The sequence below is a fragment of the Streptomyces sp. NPDC057253 genome, from assembly GCF_042669125.1.
In the GTDB taxonomy this organism is placed as follows: Bacteria; Actinomycetota; Actinomycetes; order Streptomycetales; family Streptomycetaceae; genus Streptomyces.
This window is the reverse complement of record NZ_JBHUXV010000069.1, coordinates 24675-43631: the sequence shown is the minus strand read 5'-3', so window position 1 is coordinate 43631 and position 18957 is coordinate 24675. Positions and strand designations below refer to the sequence as shown.

Sequence of the window (18957 nt, the reverse complement as noted above, 5' to 3'; positions counted from 1 at the left end):
CATGACCCGTGCGGAGCAGCCAACGGCCCCTGATCCGGCCCCCGACGACGCCCTGGTCGCGGACTCCCGCGAGCGCGCCGTCCGCGCCTTGCTGCGCAGGCCCCAGCTCAAACGCCTGTGGAGCGCCCAACTAGTGGGCGGTATCGGTGACACCCTCGCGCTCCTGGTGCTGGTCCTGCTGGCCCTTCAGGCGGCGATCGCCCAGGGCTCGTTCGGCGGCGGCTACCGGGGCGTGGCGTTCGCAGTGGCGACCGTCTTCGCCACACGCATCCTGGCCACCCTGCTCTTCGGCGCCGTCCTGCTCGGCCCGTTGACCTCGCTCACCTCGCAGGAGGGGCCGCTCGACCGCCGCTGGACCATGGTCGGCGCGGACGGCCTCAGGGTCGCGCTGCTGATCGTCGCGCCCCTGTGGATCGACTGGACGCCGGAGAACGCGCTCGCGATGCTCCTGGTGACCGCTTTCGTGTCGGGTGTCGCCGAGCGCTTCTGGACCGTGTGCCGCGAGAGTGCGGCTCCCGCCCTGCTGCCGGCTCCGCCGCCGGAGGGGGCGACGGTACGGCCGCTGCCGGACCACCTGGACGCGCTGCGCCGGCTGTCGCTGCGCACGACCTTCGTGGTGATCCCGCTCGCCGCCGCCGCGCTCGTCGCCGCGGGCCTGCTCAACAACCTGCTGGGCTCCGGCATCGACTGGTTCGGCCAGCACCAGGCGGCCCTCGCCTCGTACGTGGCGGCCGGTCTGTTCGCCGCCTCGCTGTCGGTGCTGACCTTCCTGGAGCTGCCCGACACCCGCACCCCACGCGCGCGTTCGCCGCTGGAGGGGCTGCGCCGGCCCAAGACCGGCACCGGTGTCGACAAGGGCCGTACCGGAGCGATCCCGCTGCTGGTGCCGGCCTGCGCGGCCGTCGCCGGGGCGATTGCGGCCGCCGTGGCCGTCGCGGTGCTGCATGCCACGGAGCTGGGCGGCGGGCCGGTGACGTACGGCCTGATGGTGGCGGCGCTGACCGGCGGAGTCGTCGTCGGTGTCCGTACGGCGCCCAAGGTGCTGGTCTCGCTGTCGCGGCGCCGGCTGCTCGCGCTGGCCATCGCCTTCACCGGCATCGCCCTGCTGGCCGCCGGGCTCGTCCCGGACCTCACCACCGTGCTGCTGATCGAGGTGCTGGCCGGAATCGGCGCCGGTGTGGCCGCCAACACCGGGCACACCCTGCTCGACCAGGAGACCGAGGAGTACCGGCGGGCGCGCATCACCGAGCACCTGCACGCGGTCGTACGCGTGTGCGTGGCGCTCGGCGCGCTGGTCGCGCCCGTGGTGGCCGCGGTGATCGGACCGCACCGGCTGGAGAACGGCAAGTTCGTGTTCGCGCACGGCGGCGCCGCGTTCACGCTGATGCTGGTGGGCGCGCTGCTGCTGCCGGTGGCGGCGCTGGTGCTCGCCAAGGTCGACGACCGCTCCGGGGTACCCCTCAGGCACGATCTGCGGGACGCGCTGCTCGGCGGGGACGACCCGGTGACGGTGCCCGCAGCCGCGGGTTTCTTCATCGCGCTGGAAGGCGGTGACGGGGCCGGGAAGTCCACCCAGGCCGAGGCGCTCGCCGAGTGGATCAGGGCCAAGGGCCACGAGGTCGTGGTCACGCGCGAGCCGGGGGCGACCCCGGTGGGCAAGCGGCTGCGGTCGATCCTGCTGGACGTCTCCAGTGCCGGACTGTCGCACCGCGCGGAGGCGCTGCTGTACGCCGCGGACCGTGCCGAGCACGTGGACACCGTGGTCCGGCCCGCGCTGGAGCGCGGCGCGGTCGTGATCTCCGACCGGTACATCGACTCCTCGGTGGCCTACCAGGGCGCCGGGCGCGACCTGTCCCCGACGGAGATCGCCCGCATCAACCGCTGGGCGACCAACGGCCTGGTACCGCATCTGACCGTCCTGCTCGACGTCTCGCCCGAGATCGCCCGCGAGCGGTTCACCGAGGCGCCGGACCGGCTGGAGTCGGAGCCGGCGGAGTTCCACGCACGCGTGCGGTCCGGATTCCTCACGCTCGCCGCGGCCGACCCGGGGCGGTACCTGGTCGTGGACGCGGGCCAGGAGCCCGAGGCCGTCACCACTGTCGTACGGCATCGCCTCGACCAGATGCTGCCGCTGTCCGAGCAGGAGATCCGGGAGCAGGAGGAGGCCCGCCGCAAGGCCGAGGAAGAGGCGCGGCGCAAGGCCGAGGAAGAGGCCGCGCGCAAGGCCGAGGAGGAGCGACTGGAGCGGGAGCGCCAGGAGCAGCTCGCCCGGCTGAAGGCCGAGGAGGAGGAGCGCAAGCGGCGCGAGCTGGAGGAGGCTCAGCGCCGCGAGGCCGAGCGGCAGGCCGAGGAGGCCCGGCTGCGGGCCGAGGAAGCGCGCAAGCGGGCCGAGGAGGAGCGGGTCCGGCTGCTCGCCGAGGAGAAGGCCCGCGCCGAGGAGGAGGCCCGGCGCAAGGCCCGCGAGGCAGCCGCCCGCAAGCAGGCCGAGGAGGAGGCGCGGCTGCGTGCCGAGGCCGAGGAGCGGCGGCTGGAGAAGCAGCGCAAGGCCGAGGAGGCGCTGCTGCGGGCCGAGGAGGCGCGGCGGCTCGCCGAGACGGCCACCGCGGCGGCGGAGGCGGGACCGAAGCAGACCGCGACCCCTGCGGCGGGGCTGGACGCGGCGACCGTGCCGACGCCTGTGGTGACGCCGACGAACGCGTCGGGTGGGCCGGTGGACGAGACGGCGGTGCTGCCGCGGGTCTCGATGGAGAAGGACGACGAGGGGTCTTCCGAGGACTCCGGTCAGGTCTCCGAGTCCGAGGTGACGGCACAGCTTCCGCAGCCGCCGGTTCCTCCGGGGGCGGCGGACGAGACGGCGGTGCTGCCTCCGGTTCCGCCGGGTGCGGCTGATGAGACCGCGGTGCTGCCTCCGGTTCCGCCGGGTGCGGCTGATGAGACCGCGGTGCTGCCTCCCGTTCCGCCGGGTGCGGCTGACGAGACGGCCGTGCTGCCTCCGGTGTCGGGGGACGGGCCTTCGGATCGGGTGCCGCCTGGGTACTTCCGGGACGAGCAGCGCACCCGGGAGCTGCCGCAGGTCGACGAGCAGGGCACGCCTCGGCGCAGGCCGCGGTCGGACTGGGCCGAGGAGACGCCGCTGGACGATCTGCCGTCGCTGGCGGACGAGTTGCTCGGACCGCATGACGACGAGCACGGGGATGATCGGGGACGGCGGCGTCGGGGGCGGTAGCGGTCTGTTGTCGGGTGCGGGTCGGTGGGGGCCGGTCGCGCAGTTCCCCGCGCCCCCAGACAGGTGGGTACAGCCCGACGTGCCTTCGTGGCACCCACCCAGGGGCGCGGGGAACTGCGCGACCAGCCCCCACGCACCCGCACCCGACACCCGACCGTCGGCCGTTGTCAGTGCTCGCCCGCACAATGGATCCGACGCACGAAGGATGACGAAAGGGCGGCGCAACCCATGACCGTATGGGACGACCTGGTCGGCCAGGAGAGGGTGAGTGAGCAGCTCGGCGCTGCCGCTCGGGACGCCGACGCCCTGGTCACCGCCGCCGCCACCGACGCCCCGCCGCCCGAGGCGTCGAAGATGACCCATGCCTGGCTGTTCACCGGACCGCCCGGTGCGGGCCGGAACCAGGCGGCGAGGGCCTTCGCGGCCGCGCTGCAGTGCGTCAGCCCGGACCGGGCGCTCGGCGGAGTGCCGGGCTGCGGCTTCTGCGACGGATGTCATACGGCACTCATCGGCACCCACGCCGACGTCACCTCCGTGGCCGCCGTCGGCACCCAGATCCTCGCCGACGACATGAGGGACACCGTGCGCAAGTCCTTCACCTCGCCGGCGAACGGCCGCTGGCAGATCATCCTCGTCGAGGACGCCGAGCGGCTGAACGAGAAGTCGGCCAACGCGGTGCTGAAGGCCGTGGAGGAACCGGCCCCGCGCACGGTGTGGCTGCTGTGCGCCCCCTCCATCGAGGACGTCCTGCCGACGATCCGCTCCCGCTGCCGGCACCTGAACCTGTCCACGCCCTCCGTCGACGCCGTCGCCGACATGCTCGTGCGCAGGGAGGGCATCGAGCCGGCCGCGGCGATGGCCGCAGCCCGTGCCACCCAGGGTCATGTCGACCGGGCCCGTCGCCTGGCCACCGACCCGGCCGCCCGCGAGCGCCGCGCCGCCGTGCTGAAGCTGCCCCTGCGCATCGACGACATCGGCGGCTGCCTCAGGGCGGCCCAGGAGCTGGTCGACGCGGCGGCCGACGACGCCAAGCAGCTGGCCGAGGAGATGGACGGCAAGGAGACGGAGGAGCTGAAGGCGGCGATGGGTGCCGTGCAGGGCGGCCGGATGCCGCGCGGTACGGCGGGCGTGATGAAGGACCTGGAGGACAAGCAGAAGCGCCGCAGAACCCGCACGCAGCGAGACAGCCTCGACCTCGCGCTGACCGACCTCACCGCCTTCTACCGCGACGTCCTAGCCCTCCAGCTCGGCTCGAGGGTGGCGATCGCCAACGCGGACGCCGAGGACACCCTGGAGCGGCTCGCCCGCGGCAGCTCACCGGAGAGCACCCTGCGGCGCATCGAGGCGATCGGCGCCTGTCGCGAGGCGCTCGACCGCAATGTAGCCCCGTTGCTCGCGGTGGAGGCGATGGCGATGGCACTCAGAGCGGGTTGAGGACGGCGCGGTCCTCGGGAGCGGGTTGAGAACGCAGGGCGGGTTGAGAACGCAGGGCGGGTTGAGAACCCGGGGAGGGTTGACCACGTCACTCGTACGAGGCTTTGTGCACACGGATTGCGATCAGGAAACTGCGCAGAGTTACTCTCGCCTGATGCACACCAGGCGCAGCTCCCGCACCCTCCGCACCGGCGGCATCCTTCTGGCCGCGGCACTTCTCGCCTCCGCCTGCTCCGCCAGCGCCTCGACGGGTACGGCCACCTCGGCCGCCGACGTGACGCCGGCCGCGCTGCCGACGGCGACACTGGCCGCGCTGGCGTCGTACTACGGACAGAAGGTGCGCTGGCGCAGCTGCGGGGTCCCCGGCTTCGAGTGCGCCACGCTGAAGGCACCGCTCGACTACGACAAGCCGGCCGGGGGAGACATCCGTCTCGCCGTCACCCGCAAGAAGGCCACCGGGCCGGGCAAGCGCCTCGGGTCGCTGTTCGTGAACCCGGGCGGACCGGGCGGCTCGGCGAGCGGCTACCTCCAGGCGTACGCCGGGATCGGCTACCCGGCGACGGTCCGGGCCCGGTACGACATGGTCGCGGTCGACCCGCGCGGGGTCGCCCGCAGTGAGGCCGTGGAATGTCTCGACGGGCGGGACATGGACACGTACACCCAGACGGACACCACCCCCGACGACGCGCACGAGACCACCGAACTGGTCGACGCCTACAAGGAGTTCGCGGAGGCGTGCGGCGCGCACTCGCCGGGGCTGCTGCGGCATGTGTCGACGGTGGAGACGGCCCGGGACATGGACGTCGTGCGGGCGGTGCTGGGCGACCGGAAGCTGAACTACGTGGGGGCGTCGTACGGGACGTTCCTCGGGGCGACGTACGCGGGACTGTTCCCCGACCGCGCCGGGCGGCTGGTGCTGGACGGGGCGATGGACCCCTCGCTGCCCGCGCGCCGGATGAACCTCGACCAGACGGCGGGGTTCGAGACGGCGTTCCAGTCGTTCGCGAAGGACTGTGTGCAGCAGCCGGACTGTCCGCTCGGCACGAGGGGCACGACGACCGCCGAGGTCGGCCGGAACCTCAAGGCCTTCTTCAGGAAGCTGGACGCGCACCCGATCCCCACCGGCGACGCGGACGGCCGCAGGCTCGGGGAGGCCCTCGCCACCACCGGGGTGATCGCGGCGATGTACGACGAGAGCTCCTGGGCGCAGCTGCGGGAGGCGCTGACATCGGCGATGAGGGAGAGGGACGGCGCCGGTCTCCTGGTGCTGTCCGACAGTTACTACGAGCGGGACGCCGGCGGCCGCTACAGCAACCTGATGTCTGCCAACGCGGCCGTGAACTGCCTCGACCTGCCCCCCTCCTACGACACCCCGGAGGAGGTCGAGAGGGCGCTGCCGTCCTTCGAGAAGGCATCGCCGGTCTTCGGCGAGGGGCTCGCCTGGGCCTCCCTCAGCTGTGCGTACTGGCCGGTCAGGGCCACGGGTGAGCCGCACCGCATCGAGGCGCGGGGCGCGGCCCCGATCGTCGTGGTCGGCACCACGCGCGACCCGGCCACCCCCTACCGCTGGGCCCGCTCCCTGGCCGCCCAGCTCACCTCGGCCCGCCTGCTCACCTACGAGGGCGACGGCCACACCGCGTACGGTCGCGGCAGCGCCTGCATCGACTCCGCGATCGACGCGTACCTGCTCCGCGGGACCGCTCCGGCGAACGGGAAACGCTGCTCGTAGCCCCGCCGACGGGCCCTCCGGGGGTGCCTCCAGGGCTGGTGCGGAGCACCCCTGGAAACTGTGTAGACTTACCGACGTTGCTGATCGCACCATAGTGCGGACAGCGCGCCGCCTTAGCTCAGATGGCCAGAGCAACGCACTCGTAATGCGTAGGTCTCGGGTTCGAATCCCGAAGGCGGCTCTGTGAAAACCCCAGATCGGATCGCATCCGACCTGGGGTTTCTTCGTTTCGAGACTCAAAAGTGGTGTAGACCTTTTCGGGACTGGGGGCGGTTGCCGGGGCCTGCCGGCGGTGTCGACTCAAGGTGCTGTCTCGTGCGGAAGGTCAGGCCGGGAGTGGGATGGTCAGGCCTTCCACCGGGCCGGAGAGGGTCGACTTGATCGTGCGGGTGAAGCCGCCACCGGGTCGCCGCCTTCGCTCCCGGCGTTCCCTCGGGTCGTCGTACGAGCTGTACGTCCCTGAAGTGACCGTGGAAGGACGCCGCGCCGGCGCCCGGTACGCCACCTGGCCCGGCTGGTCGGGAAGGGACCGGGACCAGCCGTTCAACAGCGAGGCCCGCCCGCGCCGGGTACCTCGCACCGCCGCCCGCCGAGGCGGAGGAACCGACTCCCGCCCAGGACCCGGCGCACTGTCTGCGCGACGACGTGACGGTGCCGGTCGCCGAGGCGCACGACCGTTTCCCCACCCCCGACGCGCTGCACCAGGTCGGGCGACAGGTGATGCAGCGCTCGGGCGTCCTGAAGGCGCTGGAGGAGGGGCGCAAGCTGGGCCACGCCTATCCGGTGGACGTGCGCGAGACGCTGCGCGAGGGCGAGGGCTACAGCTTCGCGCTCGCTGGACCACCAGCCGGGACGGGAGTCTGGCGCCGCCGCGGGAGGTCTTCGTCTTCGGCGAGTTCGCCCCTGACGGCCGTGTCCGGTCGGTTCGGTTCGCGCTCGATCGCGGCTATGACGCCGCGTAGGGTCCGACGAGTCGGCGGGTGCGCGCCGGACGGGGACGAAGCAGGTGTTGTCGGCGGGTACGCCTTCGTGCTCGTGGCCGGCGTCGTCCTGGTACCGCCAGGTGAAGCGCAGGCCGTGGGCGGAGGTGATGTCAGGGCTGTCCATGAGCTGGAAGTGCAGGTGGGGCTCGGAGGAGTTGCCCGAGTTGCCGCACTCCGCGAGTGGCTGACCGGCCGTCACATGGTCCCCTGCTGCCACCTTCAGCGAGTGGCGCCGCAGGTGCGCGAAGACGGCGTACGCCCCGTTGCCCAAGTCGAGGATCAGATGGTTGCCGAGCAGGTGGCGCGGAAGGCCGAGGGAGCGCACGAAGCTCTCCGGCAGCACGTAGAGCAGGCCGGCCAGGGAGGTACGCGTCAAGTGGTCACGCTGACGGTCCGTGGCGGCTACCACCCGGCCGTTCGCCGGGGCGAGCAGGGGTTCCCCGAAGGAGGGGTAGGACTCGGGGCGCCGCGTCAGCGGCCACAGCCACACGGGTTCCGGCGCCGGCCGGCGGGCCAGGTCGATGGCGTAGGTCTGGGCGAGGTGGTGCGTGTGGCTGGGCACCTTGGTCGCGGGCCCGTTGCGGGCCATCCAGCGGCCGTCGACGGGGATGTCCAGTGCCAACGGCGGGGCCTCCTCGCTCGGCGGGCGCTGGGCACGCGTCATCGCCCGCCGCATCAGCAGACCTGTCACCAGCAGGGCGAGCCCGATGAGCCATAACGGCCCGATGCCCTTGCCGTTGACGAGGACGCACGCGGCGCCGGCGGCCACCACGAGGCTGTGGCGTTTCCACAGGGACTGCGGCATGTGGGGGGCCTTTCGGTGGGGAGTTGCGGGTGGGCGCAGCATTCCGGAATGGTGGTCTGCTGGCTCACCGGGGTGGGAAATGTGGCTGTCTATGAGTTATTGATTGGCCACAACTCGGTTCCTGTGTAGGGGTATTGGGCGCTGGGTGGGGCAGTGGGCCCGGAGCGGTGAGGCGCCTCGGGCTGGTGTGGTGGGCGGCGTGTGGTCAGTCGTCTGTCGTTGGTCTGCTCGGCTCAACGGGCCCTGTCCGGCGCCGGTTTACGGGTTACCTCCAATAACCGGCTGCCCGCTTTGGCGGTCCGCTGCCCTGTGGCCGCCGTACCGGCCCGGTTAACGTCCCGTCATGAGGCGACGCAAGCGCATCGGCACGAGTCGCGGCGCGTCCTTACGACGCGTGCGGGACAGGGCGATTCAGCGGCGGGAGGTGGTCAGGGCCGGGGCCTGGCGCAGACGGTTCGGTCGGCGCGCGGAGCAGGCCCGGCCCTGGCTTCAGTTCCTGGCGGACCTTGCCACGCTTCTCGCACGGTTGGTGCGTTAGGGGGTCGGCCCTTTGAGCCCTCGTGACTCCGGTGTCCTTGAGGGACATCCTCCGTCCGGACCGTCAAGCTGGGGAGGGTCGGATCAGGGCGGCTGGACTGGGGCGTGGAGGTGCCGTATGGCGGGTGCGGGTGCGGGTGCGGGGTCCGGTTCCGGAACCGGAGCGGGGTCGGCGGGCGGCTACTCCGGTACGCCCCTCGCCAAGAAGCTCGGCATCAAGGCGGGGCACCGGGTACGGCTCTCCGACGCGCCCGACGGGTGGGAGATCCCGGGGCTGCCCGACGACTGCGACCTCGCCGCCGGTGGTCCGCGCGGGGCGGATGTCGTGGTCGCCTTCCATCGCGAGTACGCGAGGCTCGCGGGTGAGGCGCCCGGGCTGGTCGAGGAGCTCGCGGATCAGGCCGCGCTGTGGATCGCCTGGCCGCGGAGGGCGGCCGGCCATGTCAGCGACATCACGGAGAACGCGCTGCGGGAGATCTTCCTGCCGCTCGGAGTCGTGGACGTGAAGGTCGCGGCACTGGGGGAGGACTGGTCGGGCTTGAAGTTCGTACGCCGGAAGGAGAACCGGCGGGCGTGAGGGGCGGGGTCGGTGCCGGTCCGCTACACCCAGCCTCCTCCACCCGACCCTTCTTGCACCGACCCCCTCTGCACCTGCCCTTTCTCCACCCGACCCCCCTCCACCGGACGCCTCTCCACCGGACGCTTCTCCACCGGACCCCTCTGCCCCGGACGCCCCGGACGCCTCGGCCCCGGACCCCTCGGCCCCGGACGCCTCTCCACCGGACCCCTCTTCCCCGGACGCCTCAGCCCCGGACCCCTCTGCCCCGAACCCTTCTCCACCGGACCCCCTGCACCAGCCCCTTCTCCACCCGGCCCTGTTCACCCAACCCCCTCCACCCAACCCCCCACCCGAACCCCCCATCCCCAACCCTGAGAAGTCCTTACCGTGAACGGCTAGCATCGCCGCGGTTGATGGCCGTCGGATTGAGGGGACGTGGGACATGGACGCGCCGAGGGTCGCCGTCGCCGTGGTGACGATGGGGAACCGGCCCGACGAGGTCGACGCTCTGCTGCGGTCCGTGGCCAAGCAGGACCTCCCCCCGGCCCGGATCGTGGTCGTCGGCAACGGCTGCCGGCTGCCCGAGTTCGCCGAGCGGCTGTCCCTGCCCGGCGAGGTCACCACCCTCGATGTGGAGGAGAACCTCGGCTGCCCCGGAGGGCGCAATGTGGCGCTCGCCCGGCTGAGGGACTTCGCCGACATCGACGTGGTCGTGGAACTCGACGACGACGGCCTCCTCGTGGACGCCGATGTACTGCGCCGCGTACAGGAGTTGTTCGCGGCGGACGACCGCCTCGGCATCGTCGGCTTCCGCATCGCCGACGAACACGGCGAGACCCAGCAGCGGCACGTCCCCCGCGTCGGCGCCTCCGACCCGCTGCGCGGCGGATACGTCACCGGCTTCCTCGGCGGCGGCCACGCCTTCCGCATGGCCATGCTCGCCGAAACGGGTGACTGGCCCGCCGAGTTCTTCTTCGCCCACGAGGAGACCGACCTGGCCTGGCGGGCCGCCGACCGCGGCTGGCGCATCCTCTACGCGCCCGAACTCCTGCTCCAGCACCCGAAGACCTCACCGGCCCGGCACGCCATCTACTACCGGGTCAACGCCCGCAACCGCGTCTGGCTGGTCCGCCGCCGGCTGCCCCTGCCGCTCATCCCGGTCCACCTGGCCGTGTGGACGGCGCTCACCCTGCTGCGGACGCGGTCGTCGAGCGGACTGCGCGCCTGGTTCGCCGGGTTCGTCGAGGGCGTACGGCAACCGGCAGGTGAACGGCGGCCGATGCGCTGGCGAACGGTCTGGCAGCTCTCCCGCCTGGGCCGCCCGCCCATCATCTGAGACTCCCGACCGCCATCCGAGACATCGGCTCGGGCAACGGGACGAGGACCCCGGTCGTTCACCTCCACCGACCGGGGCCCTCTCGCGTCCCACGGATCCGGCCGCGACGGCGACACTCCCCCGAGTTGCGCGTCCTACGCGCGCGCCCTCGGGCCAGATCCGATGTAGTGATCACATCAGGTTGCGCCAACAAATCGCTAACATGTGGCCAACGCATCTACGTGTCGTCGTTCGCCGCCTGGCGTGAAGTCGACGGCGTCGATGGGGAACCAATGGTGTGGAAGCGCGGGGTGGTGGCGGATTCCGGCACTGGTCCGTGTCGGGTGGCTGGCGGGAAACCGTCGTGAAGAGGGCGGGATTCCGCCAGAAGTGGGCGGCGTGATGGGGCGCGGATCGCAGTCGGGGCTGCGGTTCGGACTGCTCGGCCCGCCGATTCTGTACGACGGCCACGGCGGCGCCGGTGTACGCGTGGTCGGCAGCCGCAAGCAGCGGATCCTGCTCGCCGCGCTGCTCCTCGAAGCCGGCCGGGTCGTCTCCACCAAGTCCCTCAAGGAGGCGCTGTGGGGGAGCAGTCCGCCGGCCTCCGCCAAGGCATCCCTGCACAACCACATCTCCCGCCTGCGGCGACTCCTCGACGACCCCGACCGGCTCCAGGCCGTCGCCCCCGGCTACCTGCTCCGCATCGCGCCCGGCGAACTCGACGTCCAGGTCTTCGAGCGTCACGCTGCCCGGGCCCGCGGCGCCCACGCCGACGGCGACTGGACCGGGACCCTCCACTCCTGCGCTGCGGCCCTCGCGCTGTGGCGCGGCGCGCCGCTGAGCGGAGTCCCCTCCGAACTCGCCGGATACGCCCTGGTGCAGCGTCTGGAGGAGGCCCGGCTCCTCCTCCTGGAGTGGCGCTACGACGCCGAGCTCGCCCTCGCGCCCACCCGACCGGACGCCCTCGTCCCCGAACTCTCCGCGCTCGCCGCCGAACACCCGCTCCGCGAGTCCTACCACCGCCAGCTGATGCTCGCCCTCCACCGCACCGGCCGCCAGGCCGAGGCCCTCGCCGTCCACCGCGACTTCCGCACCCGCCTCATCGAGGAACTCGGCGTGGAACCGGGCCCCGCGGTCCGCGCGGCCCATGTGGAGGTACTGCGCGGGGGAACCGACCTCGCGGCCGACGGCGCCGACAAGGCCAACGGCATCGACAAGGCCAACAGCGCCACTGCAACTCGCGACCCGGACGCCACCCCCAACCCGAACGCAGCGCACACCCCGAACCCGGCAGATACACAAAGCACCGCCGCAACACCCCACCCAGTGCACGCAACTGCCGCCGTCGATCACGAACACCAGGGCGGCGACCAGACGACCGCCCCCGGCGACCTCCCGGCCGACGCTACGCGCGGAGACGACACCCCGCCCACCCCCCGGACACCGTCCCGCCCCGCCCAACTCCCCCCGCCCCCGGGCCACTTCACCGGCCGCCTCACCACCCGCCACGACCTCCACCGCGCCCTCACCTCCGGCCCCGGCCCCGCCCTGGGCGTCATCAGCGGCATGGCCGGTGTCGGCAAGAGCGCGCTCGCGCTGCATGTCGCCCATGGGCTGCGGGAGCGTTTCCCCGACGGGCAGCTCTACGTCAATCTCCAGGGCGCGACCCCGGGAATGACCCCCCTCACCCCGGCCCAGGCCCTCACCGCCCTGCTCCGCGACCTCGGTGCCGACCCGCGCAGCATCCCCGAACACCCGGACGCGGCAGCCGCGTTGCTGCGGTCGCTGCTCGCACCGACCCGCACGCTCATGGTCCTCGACGACGCGGCGAGCGCCGCCCAGGTACGCCCCCTGCTCCCGGCCGGCCACGGCTGCGCGGTCATCGTCACCAGCCGTTCGCCCCTGACCGCCCTCGACGACGCCCACCGCTTCCCCCTCACCCCCCTCTCGGCCGAGGAGAGCGCGGAGCTGCTGCGCGCGGTGTCGGGCAGGGACGGCCACGACACCCCCGCCACCGACACCGGCCCACCCACGGCCCCGACCGCCCCACCCCCCGCCACGACCCAGACCCCCACCCCCATCGACGCCACCCACCCCCTCATAGAACTCACCGGCCGCCTCCCCCTCGCCCTCCGCGTCGTCGCCGCCCGGCTCGCCGCGCGTCACGCCCTCACCCCCGACGTCCTCGCCGACCAACTCGCCGCCACCGAGGACCGGTTGCGGCATCTGGAGTACGACGACCTCTCCGTCCGCCGCTCCCTCGCCGTCGCCCATGACGCCCTCGCCGCCTCCGGGCGGCGGTCGGACCGCGACGCAGCTCTCGCGCTGTGCCGCATCGGCGCCCTCGACCTGCCCACCTACGGCGTCCCCCTGGTCGCCCGGCTCCTCGGCACCGACGGCAGCGACGAGTCCCGTGCCGAGGACGCGCTCGACCGCCTCGTGGACGTGGCCCTCCTGGAGGAGACGGCGTACGGCCGCTACGCCCCGCACGGCCTGGTCCGCGACTTCGCGAGGGAACTCGCGGGCACCGGGCACGCCCCCGACATCGCCCGCACCGCCCTGCGCTGGTACGCCGCCATGGCCGAACGGGTGCTGACCGCCCTCGTCGAGCCCGGCCTCGACCTGGACGACCGTCGCCGCCCGACCGCCGCGCAGCCCCCGGAGCACGCGGCGCACGTGCTGGCCATCGCCCCGTTCCCGTCGTCCGAGAAGGCCTTCGCCTGGGCCGAGTCGGAGCTGGAGAACATCGTCGCCCTGGTCGAACGGCACCTGGAGACCCCCGACGAACGCGCCGCCGCCCATGTCTCCACCCTGCTGCGGCTGCTCTCCCCCTTCCTCCAGCGCAGCGGCCGGGTCGCCGAGACGGAGTTCCTCGGCCGGGCCGCGCTCACGGTGGCACGGCGGCTCGGTGACGAGGCCGCCGAGGCGTGTGCCCTGGGCGACCTGGCCGGCCTGCACTTTCTGACCGGGCGGCACGGCGAGGCCCTGGACCTCGTCGACCGGGCCCTCACGATCTGGCGGCGGCTCGGCGCGGACTCCTGGATCCGCCGCTGCCTCAACAACCGGGGCCTGCTGCTCGAAGGCCTCGGCCGGTACGCCGAGTCGGGCGAGGCACTGCGCCAGAGCCTCGCCTACTCACGGCGGTTGAACGACCCCTTCGGCGAGGCCGTGACCCACAGCAACCTCGGCAACCTCTACGCGCACACCGACCCACGCGCCGCCATCGAGCAGCACCGCCGCTCGCTCGCCATCGGCGAGGAGACCGGCAGCGTGGTCGTACGGCACTCGGCGCACTGCGACATCGGCTACGCCCACCTCACCCTCGGTGAACCGGCCGCCGCCCTGGCCCACTTCGAGGAGAGCCTGCGCATCCTCGGCCGCCCCGGCGACTGGCACGGCGAGTCGCAGAGCCGCCTCGGCCTGGTCCGCGCCCTGCGCCTGACCGGTCACGGGGAACGCGCCGCCGCCGAGTGCGCGGAACTGCTGCGCCGCGCCGACGCCCGCGCCGACCGCTACACCGGCGCTCTCGCCCGCCACCAGTACGGACTCCTGCTGAGCGAGCGGGGGAGCACCGAGGAGGCGCACGCGCAGTGGCGGGCCGCCCTCGACGCACTGGACGGCACGGACGAGAAGACGGTCCTCCAGGAGCTCATCGCCCTCCTCGCCGACTCAGACTTACGCTGACGACCCGGCCAATGCCGACCACCCGGGCCACGCCGCTCACCTGAGCCACGCCGATTACTCATGCTCACGCCGATCCCTCGGCCTCATGCCGCTCAACCGCGCCTCAGGTCGATTCCTCGGCCTAACGCCGACCACCCGCCCCCACACCGATCCTTCGGCCCCACGCCGACCACCCGCCTCCCGCCCCCTCACTTCGCCTCCGCATAACACTCCACCACCGCCGTAGTGAACGGAAACCGCACCGGCGTCTCCCCGAACGTCAGCCGTCCCGCCAGCGCCGACGCCTCCCGGATCGCCGCCACGACCTCCTCCGCCTCCTCCTCGGGACAGTGCACGATCACCTCGTCGTGCTGGAAGAAGACCAGTTCGGCCCGCATCCGCGCACACGACTGGCGCAGCGCGGCGAGCAGCAGCAGGGCCCAGTCGGCGGCGCTGCCCTGCACCACGAAGTTGCGCGCGAACCGGCCGCGGGCGCGGGTGTTGCTGGACGCGTACCCGGGCACCCAGCCGTCGTCCTCGCCGGCAGCCGGTCGACCCGCCGGGTCGTCCTGGGGGATGCCCGCCTCCTCCGCGTCCCCCGCCCCGGCCGCCGGCGGGCAGGTCCGCCCCAGCCAGGTCCGCACCAGCCGGCCCTCCTCGCCCGCGCGGGCCGCGTCGTCGACGTACGCCACCGCCTTGGGGAAGCGGCGTCTGAGCGCGGCGAGGTTCTTCAGGCCGTCGCCGGAGGTCTGGCCGTAGACCGCGCCGAGCACGGCGAGCTTGGCCTGGGCGCGGTCGCCGGAGAAGGCCCGGTCGGAGACGGACTGGTACAGGTCGCTCTCCCGGCCCGCCACCTCCATCAGCCCGGGGTCGCGCGAGATCGCCGCCAGCACCCGCGGCTCCATCTGGTCCGCGTCGGCGACGACGAGCCGCCAGCCGGGGTCGGCGACCACGGCCCGCCGGATCACCTTGGGGATCTGGAGGGCGCCCCCGCCATTGGTGACCCAGCGGCCGGTGACGGTCCCGCCGGCCAGGAACTCGGGCCGGAAGCGGCCGTCCCGCACCCAGTCCTGGAGCCAGGACCAGCCGTGGGCGACCCAGATGCGGTACAGCTTCTTGTACTCGACCAGCGGCTTCACGGCCGGATGGTCCAGGGACTCGATCTCCCAGCGGCGGGTGGACTTCACCTTGATGCCCGCCTGGGCGAACGCCTTGATGACGTCGGCGGGCAGATCGGGCCGCACCCGGCGCCCGAAGGCCTCGGACACCTCGTCGGCGAGTTCGGCGAGGCGCCGGGGCTCGCCGCCGCCCGCGTACCGCTCGCCGAGCAACTCGTGCAGCACCTTGCGGTGGGTCTCGGCGCTCCACGGCAGCCCCGCGCGGTTCATCTCGGCGGCCACCAGCATCCCCGCCGACTCGGCGGCCGTCAGCAGCCGCATCCGGTCGGGGTGCGCGGTGGCGTCATGACGGCGCTGCTGGTCGGCGTACACCTCGGCGAGGTCGGTCAGCGGCAGCTGGACGCCCTGTGGTTCGAACAGGGGGGACTGCGAGCCCGGTTCGGCGGAGCGCTGGGGCGGGTCGGGCGGTACCGGGCCGCCGCGCAGCCGGGCCAGGGCGGCGGCCGCCGAGCGCGGCTCCCCGGACCGCCCCTCGTGCCCGAGCAGGAGGGTCTCGGCGTCCTCGATGTCGTAGCACCGCTCCACCCGCACCCCTGCGGCGAGCAGGCGTGGATAGATCTCGGGGGTGGACCGCCACACCCAGCGCGCCACCTCGGGCCGCCGCCGCACGGCCTCGGCCGGATCCGCCTCCCGCAGCACCGGCCCGGCGGGCAGCCCGCCGGGGCCGAGGGGGGCGAGCTCCACGCCACCGTCCTCGGCCGGGGCGAGAACCCAGCGGTCGGTCATGACTGCGAGTGTGGCAGGAGGGTCTGACAACGGACCTTCCGGACATCTGACGACCCGCGCGAAGCCGCCTCAGCCCTGCTCGCCCTGGACCTTCAGATACCCTTCCAGCTCATTCGCGACGGCCCCTTCCACCGGCTCCTTCTCGATGCCGAGCCCGGCCAGGACGCCCGTGCCGTGCTCGAACTCCAGCAGGGCCAGCAGGATGTGCTCGGTGCCGATGTAGTTGTGGCCGAGGCGCAGCGCCTCGCGGAAGGTGAGTTCCAGGACCTTCTTGGCGTCGGAGCCGTACGGAACGAGTTCCGGGACCTCCTCGGCGGCCGGCGGCAGCGCGTCGGTCGCGGCCTGCCGTACGGCGTCCAGGGTGACCCCCTGTGCCACGAGCGCCTTGGCGGCCAGGCCCTCCGGCTCGGCGAGCAGGCCGAGGACGAGGTGCTCGGGGCGGCCCTCGGGGTTGCGGGCGGTGATGGCCGCGTTGTGCGCCGACATCACCACGTTGCGGGCCCGCGGGGTGTAGCGGCCGAAGCCCTGGTCGGCGCTCAGGTCGGCGGACTCCTTCGGCACGAACCGCTTCTGCGCCGCCTGCCGGGTGACCCCCATGCTCCTGCCGATGTCCGTCCAGGAGGCGCCCGAACGCCGCGCCTGGTCCACGAAGTGACCGATCAGATGGTCGGCCACCTCCCCGAGGTGATCCGCGGCGATCACCGCGTCCTGAAGCTGGTCGAGGGGCTCGACATGGACCTTCTTGATCGCCGAGATCAGGTCGTCGAGCCGTACGGATGACGTGATGGCGGGATTCGCTGTCATGATGTCAACCTTAGGTTGACACCCCGCCACTGTCAACCACAGGTTGCCTCTCCTCGGAGGGTGAGACGATCGCCGCGTGAGCAGCAGTTCGAGCAGAGGCCAGAACAAGGGCCAGAACAAAGGCCAGAACAAGGGCCAGAACAAGGGCAAGGGCAGCGGTACGGGCGAAGGCGAGGACCGGGCCGACGACCGGACCGCCGGCACCGTCGACCGTGCCTTTCGGACCGCCCTCTACTCCGACGACGACACCGCCCTGGACACCGGCGCCTCCCTCCTCGCCGCCGACCCCGGCGCGGACGCCGAACTGGCTCGGCGTGGCGCGGAGTTCGTGGCGCAGGCCTGGCGGCGCGGCTGGCAGCCCGCCGATGTCGTACGCATGGTGCGGCGCGAACTGGACGGGCCGCACGTACGGCTCGCCACGGCCCTGATCCGCGCGCAGGCCCCCGACGACCGCCCCCGCGGTCACCGCTGGGCCGCGCAGCTCGCCGAGCTGGAGGAGCCGGACCCGAACGCCCCGCGCCCGGACCGCTTCCCGCACGCCACCGTCGTACTGGAGCTGTACCGCCTGCTGCTGCGGCTGCCCGCACTGGAACCGCTGGAGGAGCCCCGGCAGGGGCACAAGGGCGACGGCCGCATGACGGCCCGTATCCGTGCGTTGCTCGCCAAGGCGGAGGCGACCGGCTATCCGGAGGAGGCGGAGGCGCTCACCTCCAAGGCGCAGGAGCTGATGGCGCGGCACAGTGTCGACGAGGCGCTGCTGGACGCGCGGGCGCCCGCCAAGGACGCGCCCGGTGCCTGCCGGATCGGGGTCGAGCCGCCGTACGAGCAGGCGAAGGCGGTGCTGCTGGACGCGGTGGCGACCGCCAACCACTGCCGGGCCGTGTGGAACGAACCGCTCGCCTTCTCCACGGTCGTGGGCTTCGAGGCCGACCTGGAGTCGGTGGAGCTCCTGTACACCTCGCTGCTGGTGCAGGCGCAGTCCGCGATGGCCAAGGCGGAGGCGGCCCAGCGGGCGGGCGGCCGCAAGCGCACCAAGACCTTCCGGCAGTCCTTCCTCGCGGCCTACGCCCACCGCGTCGGCGACCGTCTGCGGGCCGCCGCCGAGACTCCGGTGACCGACGACCTGCTGCCGGTCCTCGCCTCCCGCGAGGTCGCCGTCACCGACCGCATGGACCGCATGTTCCCCCGGACCACCACGACCCGGCTGCGCGGAGTCAGCGACGAGGCAGGCTGGACGGAGGGCGCCCATGCGGCCGACCAGGCCCAGGTCGGCAACCACCCCCGCCTAGAGCCCGGAAGCTGACCGCTCCCGCTCTCAGTCACCCGCCTGAGTGAACCCGCTGACCGACGCGTTCAGGTCGCTCGCGTTGCCGCTCTTGCCCTCGACGGGGCCGTACGACCACTTGTAGCTCTTCTGGGTGCCGTCCCCCGGCAGGGCGATCTTCAGGGTCCGCACGTCCAGGCTCCCCGCGGCGCCCGCCTTGCCGCGCACGTACGTGATCGTGAAGCTCGTGGTGTCGCCCTTGGCCAGGGTCAGTTTTTGGGGCTGTGCGGCCTTGTCCTCGGGGAGGCTCGTGGTGCTGTCCGCCGCGTTCAGGTCGACGGCCGGGAAGCCCTCCAGCGTGCACGGGGCGCTCTGGTTGGTCAGCGTGACGGGGATGTTGCCGGTGTCGCCGGCGGCGGGAGCCACGCTGGCCGGGCCGACCTCCAGGTCCACCGTGCCGATCGCACAGGCCGAGCCGCTCTTCGGGCTCGCGCTCGCGCGGTCGGCGGAGCTGTCACCGCCGTCGTCGCAGGCGGTCAGGAGCAGGGCCGCGGCGAGAGCGGTGACGGCGAGGGGGGCGGCGCGCATGTGAAGTCCTCTGATGTGAGCGATCCGGTGCATGGATCATCACGCACGACGGGACCCACCGGTTGCCCGCCCCCAGCTACCCCCTCCCCTGGGACCGGAGGTTCCGCTACGACCCGAGGCTCCCCTGGGACCAGAGGTTCCGCTAC

General features: G+C 72.9%; 11 protein-coding genes and 1 tRNA gene. 8 read left to right on the top strand and 4 right to left on the bottom strand.

Annotation, left to right across the window (positions count from 1 at the left end; translation table 11 throughout):
* Window position 1 precedes the first annotated feature (1 nt).
* From tmk to ACFULQ_RS30905, 4 genes are all read left to right on the top strand, one after another.
* Entirely contained in the window at window positions 2-3226 is a 3225-nt protein-coding gene (gene tmk, locus ACFULQ_RS30920) for a dTMP kinase (RefSeq protein ID WP_383550267.1), read from the top strand.
* Between the two features lie 228 nt (window positions 3227-3454).
* Window positions 3455-4660 (top strand): DNA polymerase III subunit delta', encoded by a 1206-nt coding sequence (locus ACFULQ_RS30915; protein WP_383550265.1) that lies wholly within the window; start codon window positions 3455-3457, stop codon window positions 4658-4660.
* A gap of 154 nt (window positions 4661-4814) precedes the next feature.
* The gene (locus ACFULQ_RS30910) at window positions 4815-6389 is read left to right on the top strand and encodes an alpha/beta hydrolase (protein WP_383550263.1); all 1575 of its coding nucleotides are present in this window, start codon (window positions 4815-4817) and stop codon (window positions 6387-6389) included.
* A 107-nt stretch (window positions 6390-6496) separates the two neighbouring features.
* A tRNA-Thr gene (locus ACFULQ_RS30905) sits at window positions 6497-6570 on the top strand.
* A gap of 362 nt (window positions 6571-6932) precedes the next feature.
* On the opposite strand, the gene ACFULQ_RS30900 is transcribed toward ACFULQ_RS30905, so the two are convergent.
* A complete protein-coding gene (locus ACFULQ_RS30900) occupies window positions 6933-8177 on the bottom strand; it encodes a M23 family metallopeptidase (RefSeq protein WP_383550259.1) in 1245 nt (414 codons plus the stop codon).
* Window positions 8178-8832: 655 nt separating this feature from the next.
* Between ACFULQ_RS30900 and ACFULQ_RS30895 the strand changes: the two genes are divergently transcribed.
* The 3 genes from ACFULQ_RS30895 (at window position 8833) to ACFULQ_RS30885 (ending at window position 14272) form a co-directional block, all read left to right on the top strand.
* Entirely contained in the window at window positions 8833-9291 is a 459-nt protein-coding gene (locus ACFULQ_RS30895; RefSeq protein ID WP_383550257.1) for a DUF3052 domain-containing protein, read from the top strand.
* Window positions 9292-9715: 424 nt separating this feature from the next.
* Window positions 9716-10609, top strand: coding sequence for a glycosyltransferase family 2 protein (locus ACFULQ_RS30890; RefSeq protein WP_383550254.1), 894 nt, complete (start codon window positions 9716-9718; stop codon window positions 10607-10609).
* Window positions 10610-10990: 381 nt separating this feature from the next.
* A complete protein-coding gene (locus tag ACFULQ_RS30885) occupies window positions 10991-14272 on the top strand; it encodes a BTAD domain-containing putative transcriptional regulator (RefSeq protein WP_383550251.1) in 3282 nt (1093 codons plus the stop codon).
* A gap of 188 nt (window positions 14273-14460) precedes the next feature.
* On the opposite strand, the gene ACFULQ_RS30880 is transcribed toward ACFULQ_RS30885, so the two are convergent.
* Window positions 14461-16155 (bottom strand): bifunctional 3'-5' exonuclease/DNA polymerase, encoded by a 1695-nt coding sequence (locus ACFULQ_RS30880; protein WP_383550248.1) that lies wholly within the window; start codon window positions 16153-16155, stop codon window positions 14461-14463.
* 69 nt (window positions 16156-16224) lie between these two features.
* The gene (locus ACFULQ_RS30875) at window positions 16225-16959 is read right to left on the bottom strand and encodes a Clp protease N-terminal domain-containing protein (RefSeq protein WP_383550245.1); all 735 of its coding nucleotides are present in this window, start codon (window positions 16957-16959) and stop codon (window positions 16225-16227) included.
* A 253-nt stretch (window positions 16960-17212) separates the two neighbouring features.
* Here ACFULQ_RS30875 and ACFULQ_RS30870 point away from each other — a divergent pair, with 253 nt between their 5' ends.
* Complete coding sequence (locus ACFULQ_RS30870) at window positions 17213-18262, top strand: DUF2786 domain-containing protein (protein ID WP_383550285.1); 1050 nt, start codon at window positions 17213-17215, stop codon at window positions 18260-18262.
* 12 nt (window positions 18263-18274) lie between these two features.
* Here ACFULQ_RS30870 and ACFULQ_RS30865 read toward each other — a convergent pair whose 3' ends face one another.
* Window positions 18275-18811 (bottom strand): DUF4232 domain-containing protein, encoded by a 537-nt coding sequence (locus ACFULQ_RS30865; protein WP_383550242.1) that lies wholly within the window; start codon window positions 18809-18811, stop codon window positions 18275-18277.
* Window positions 18812-18957: the final 146 nt, after the last annotated feature.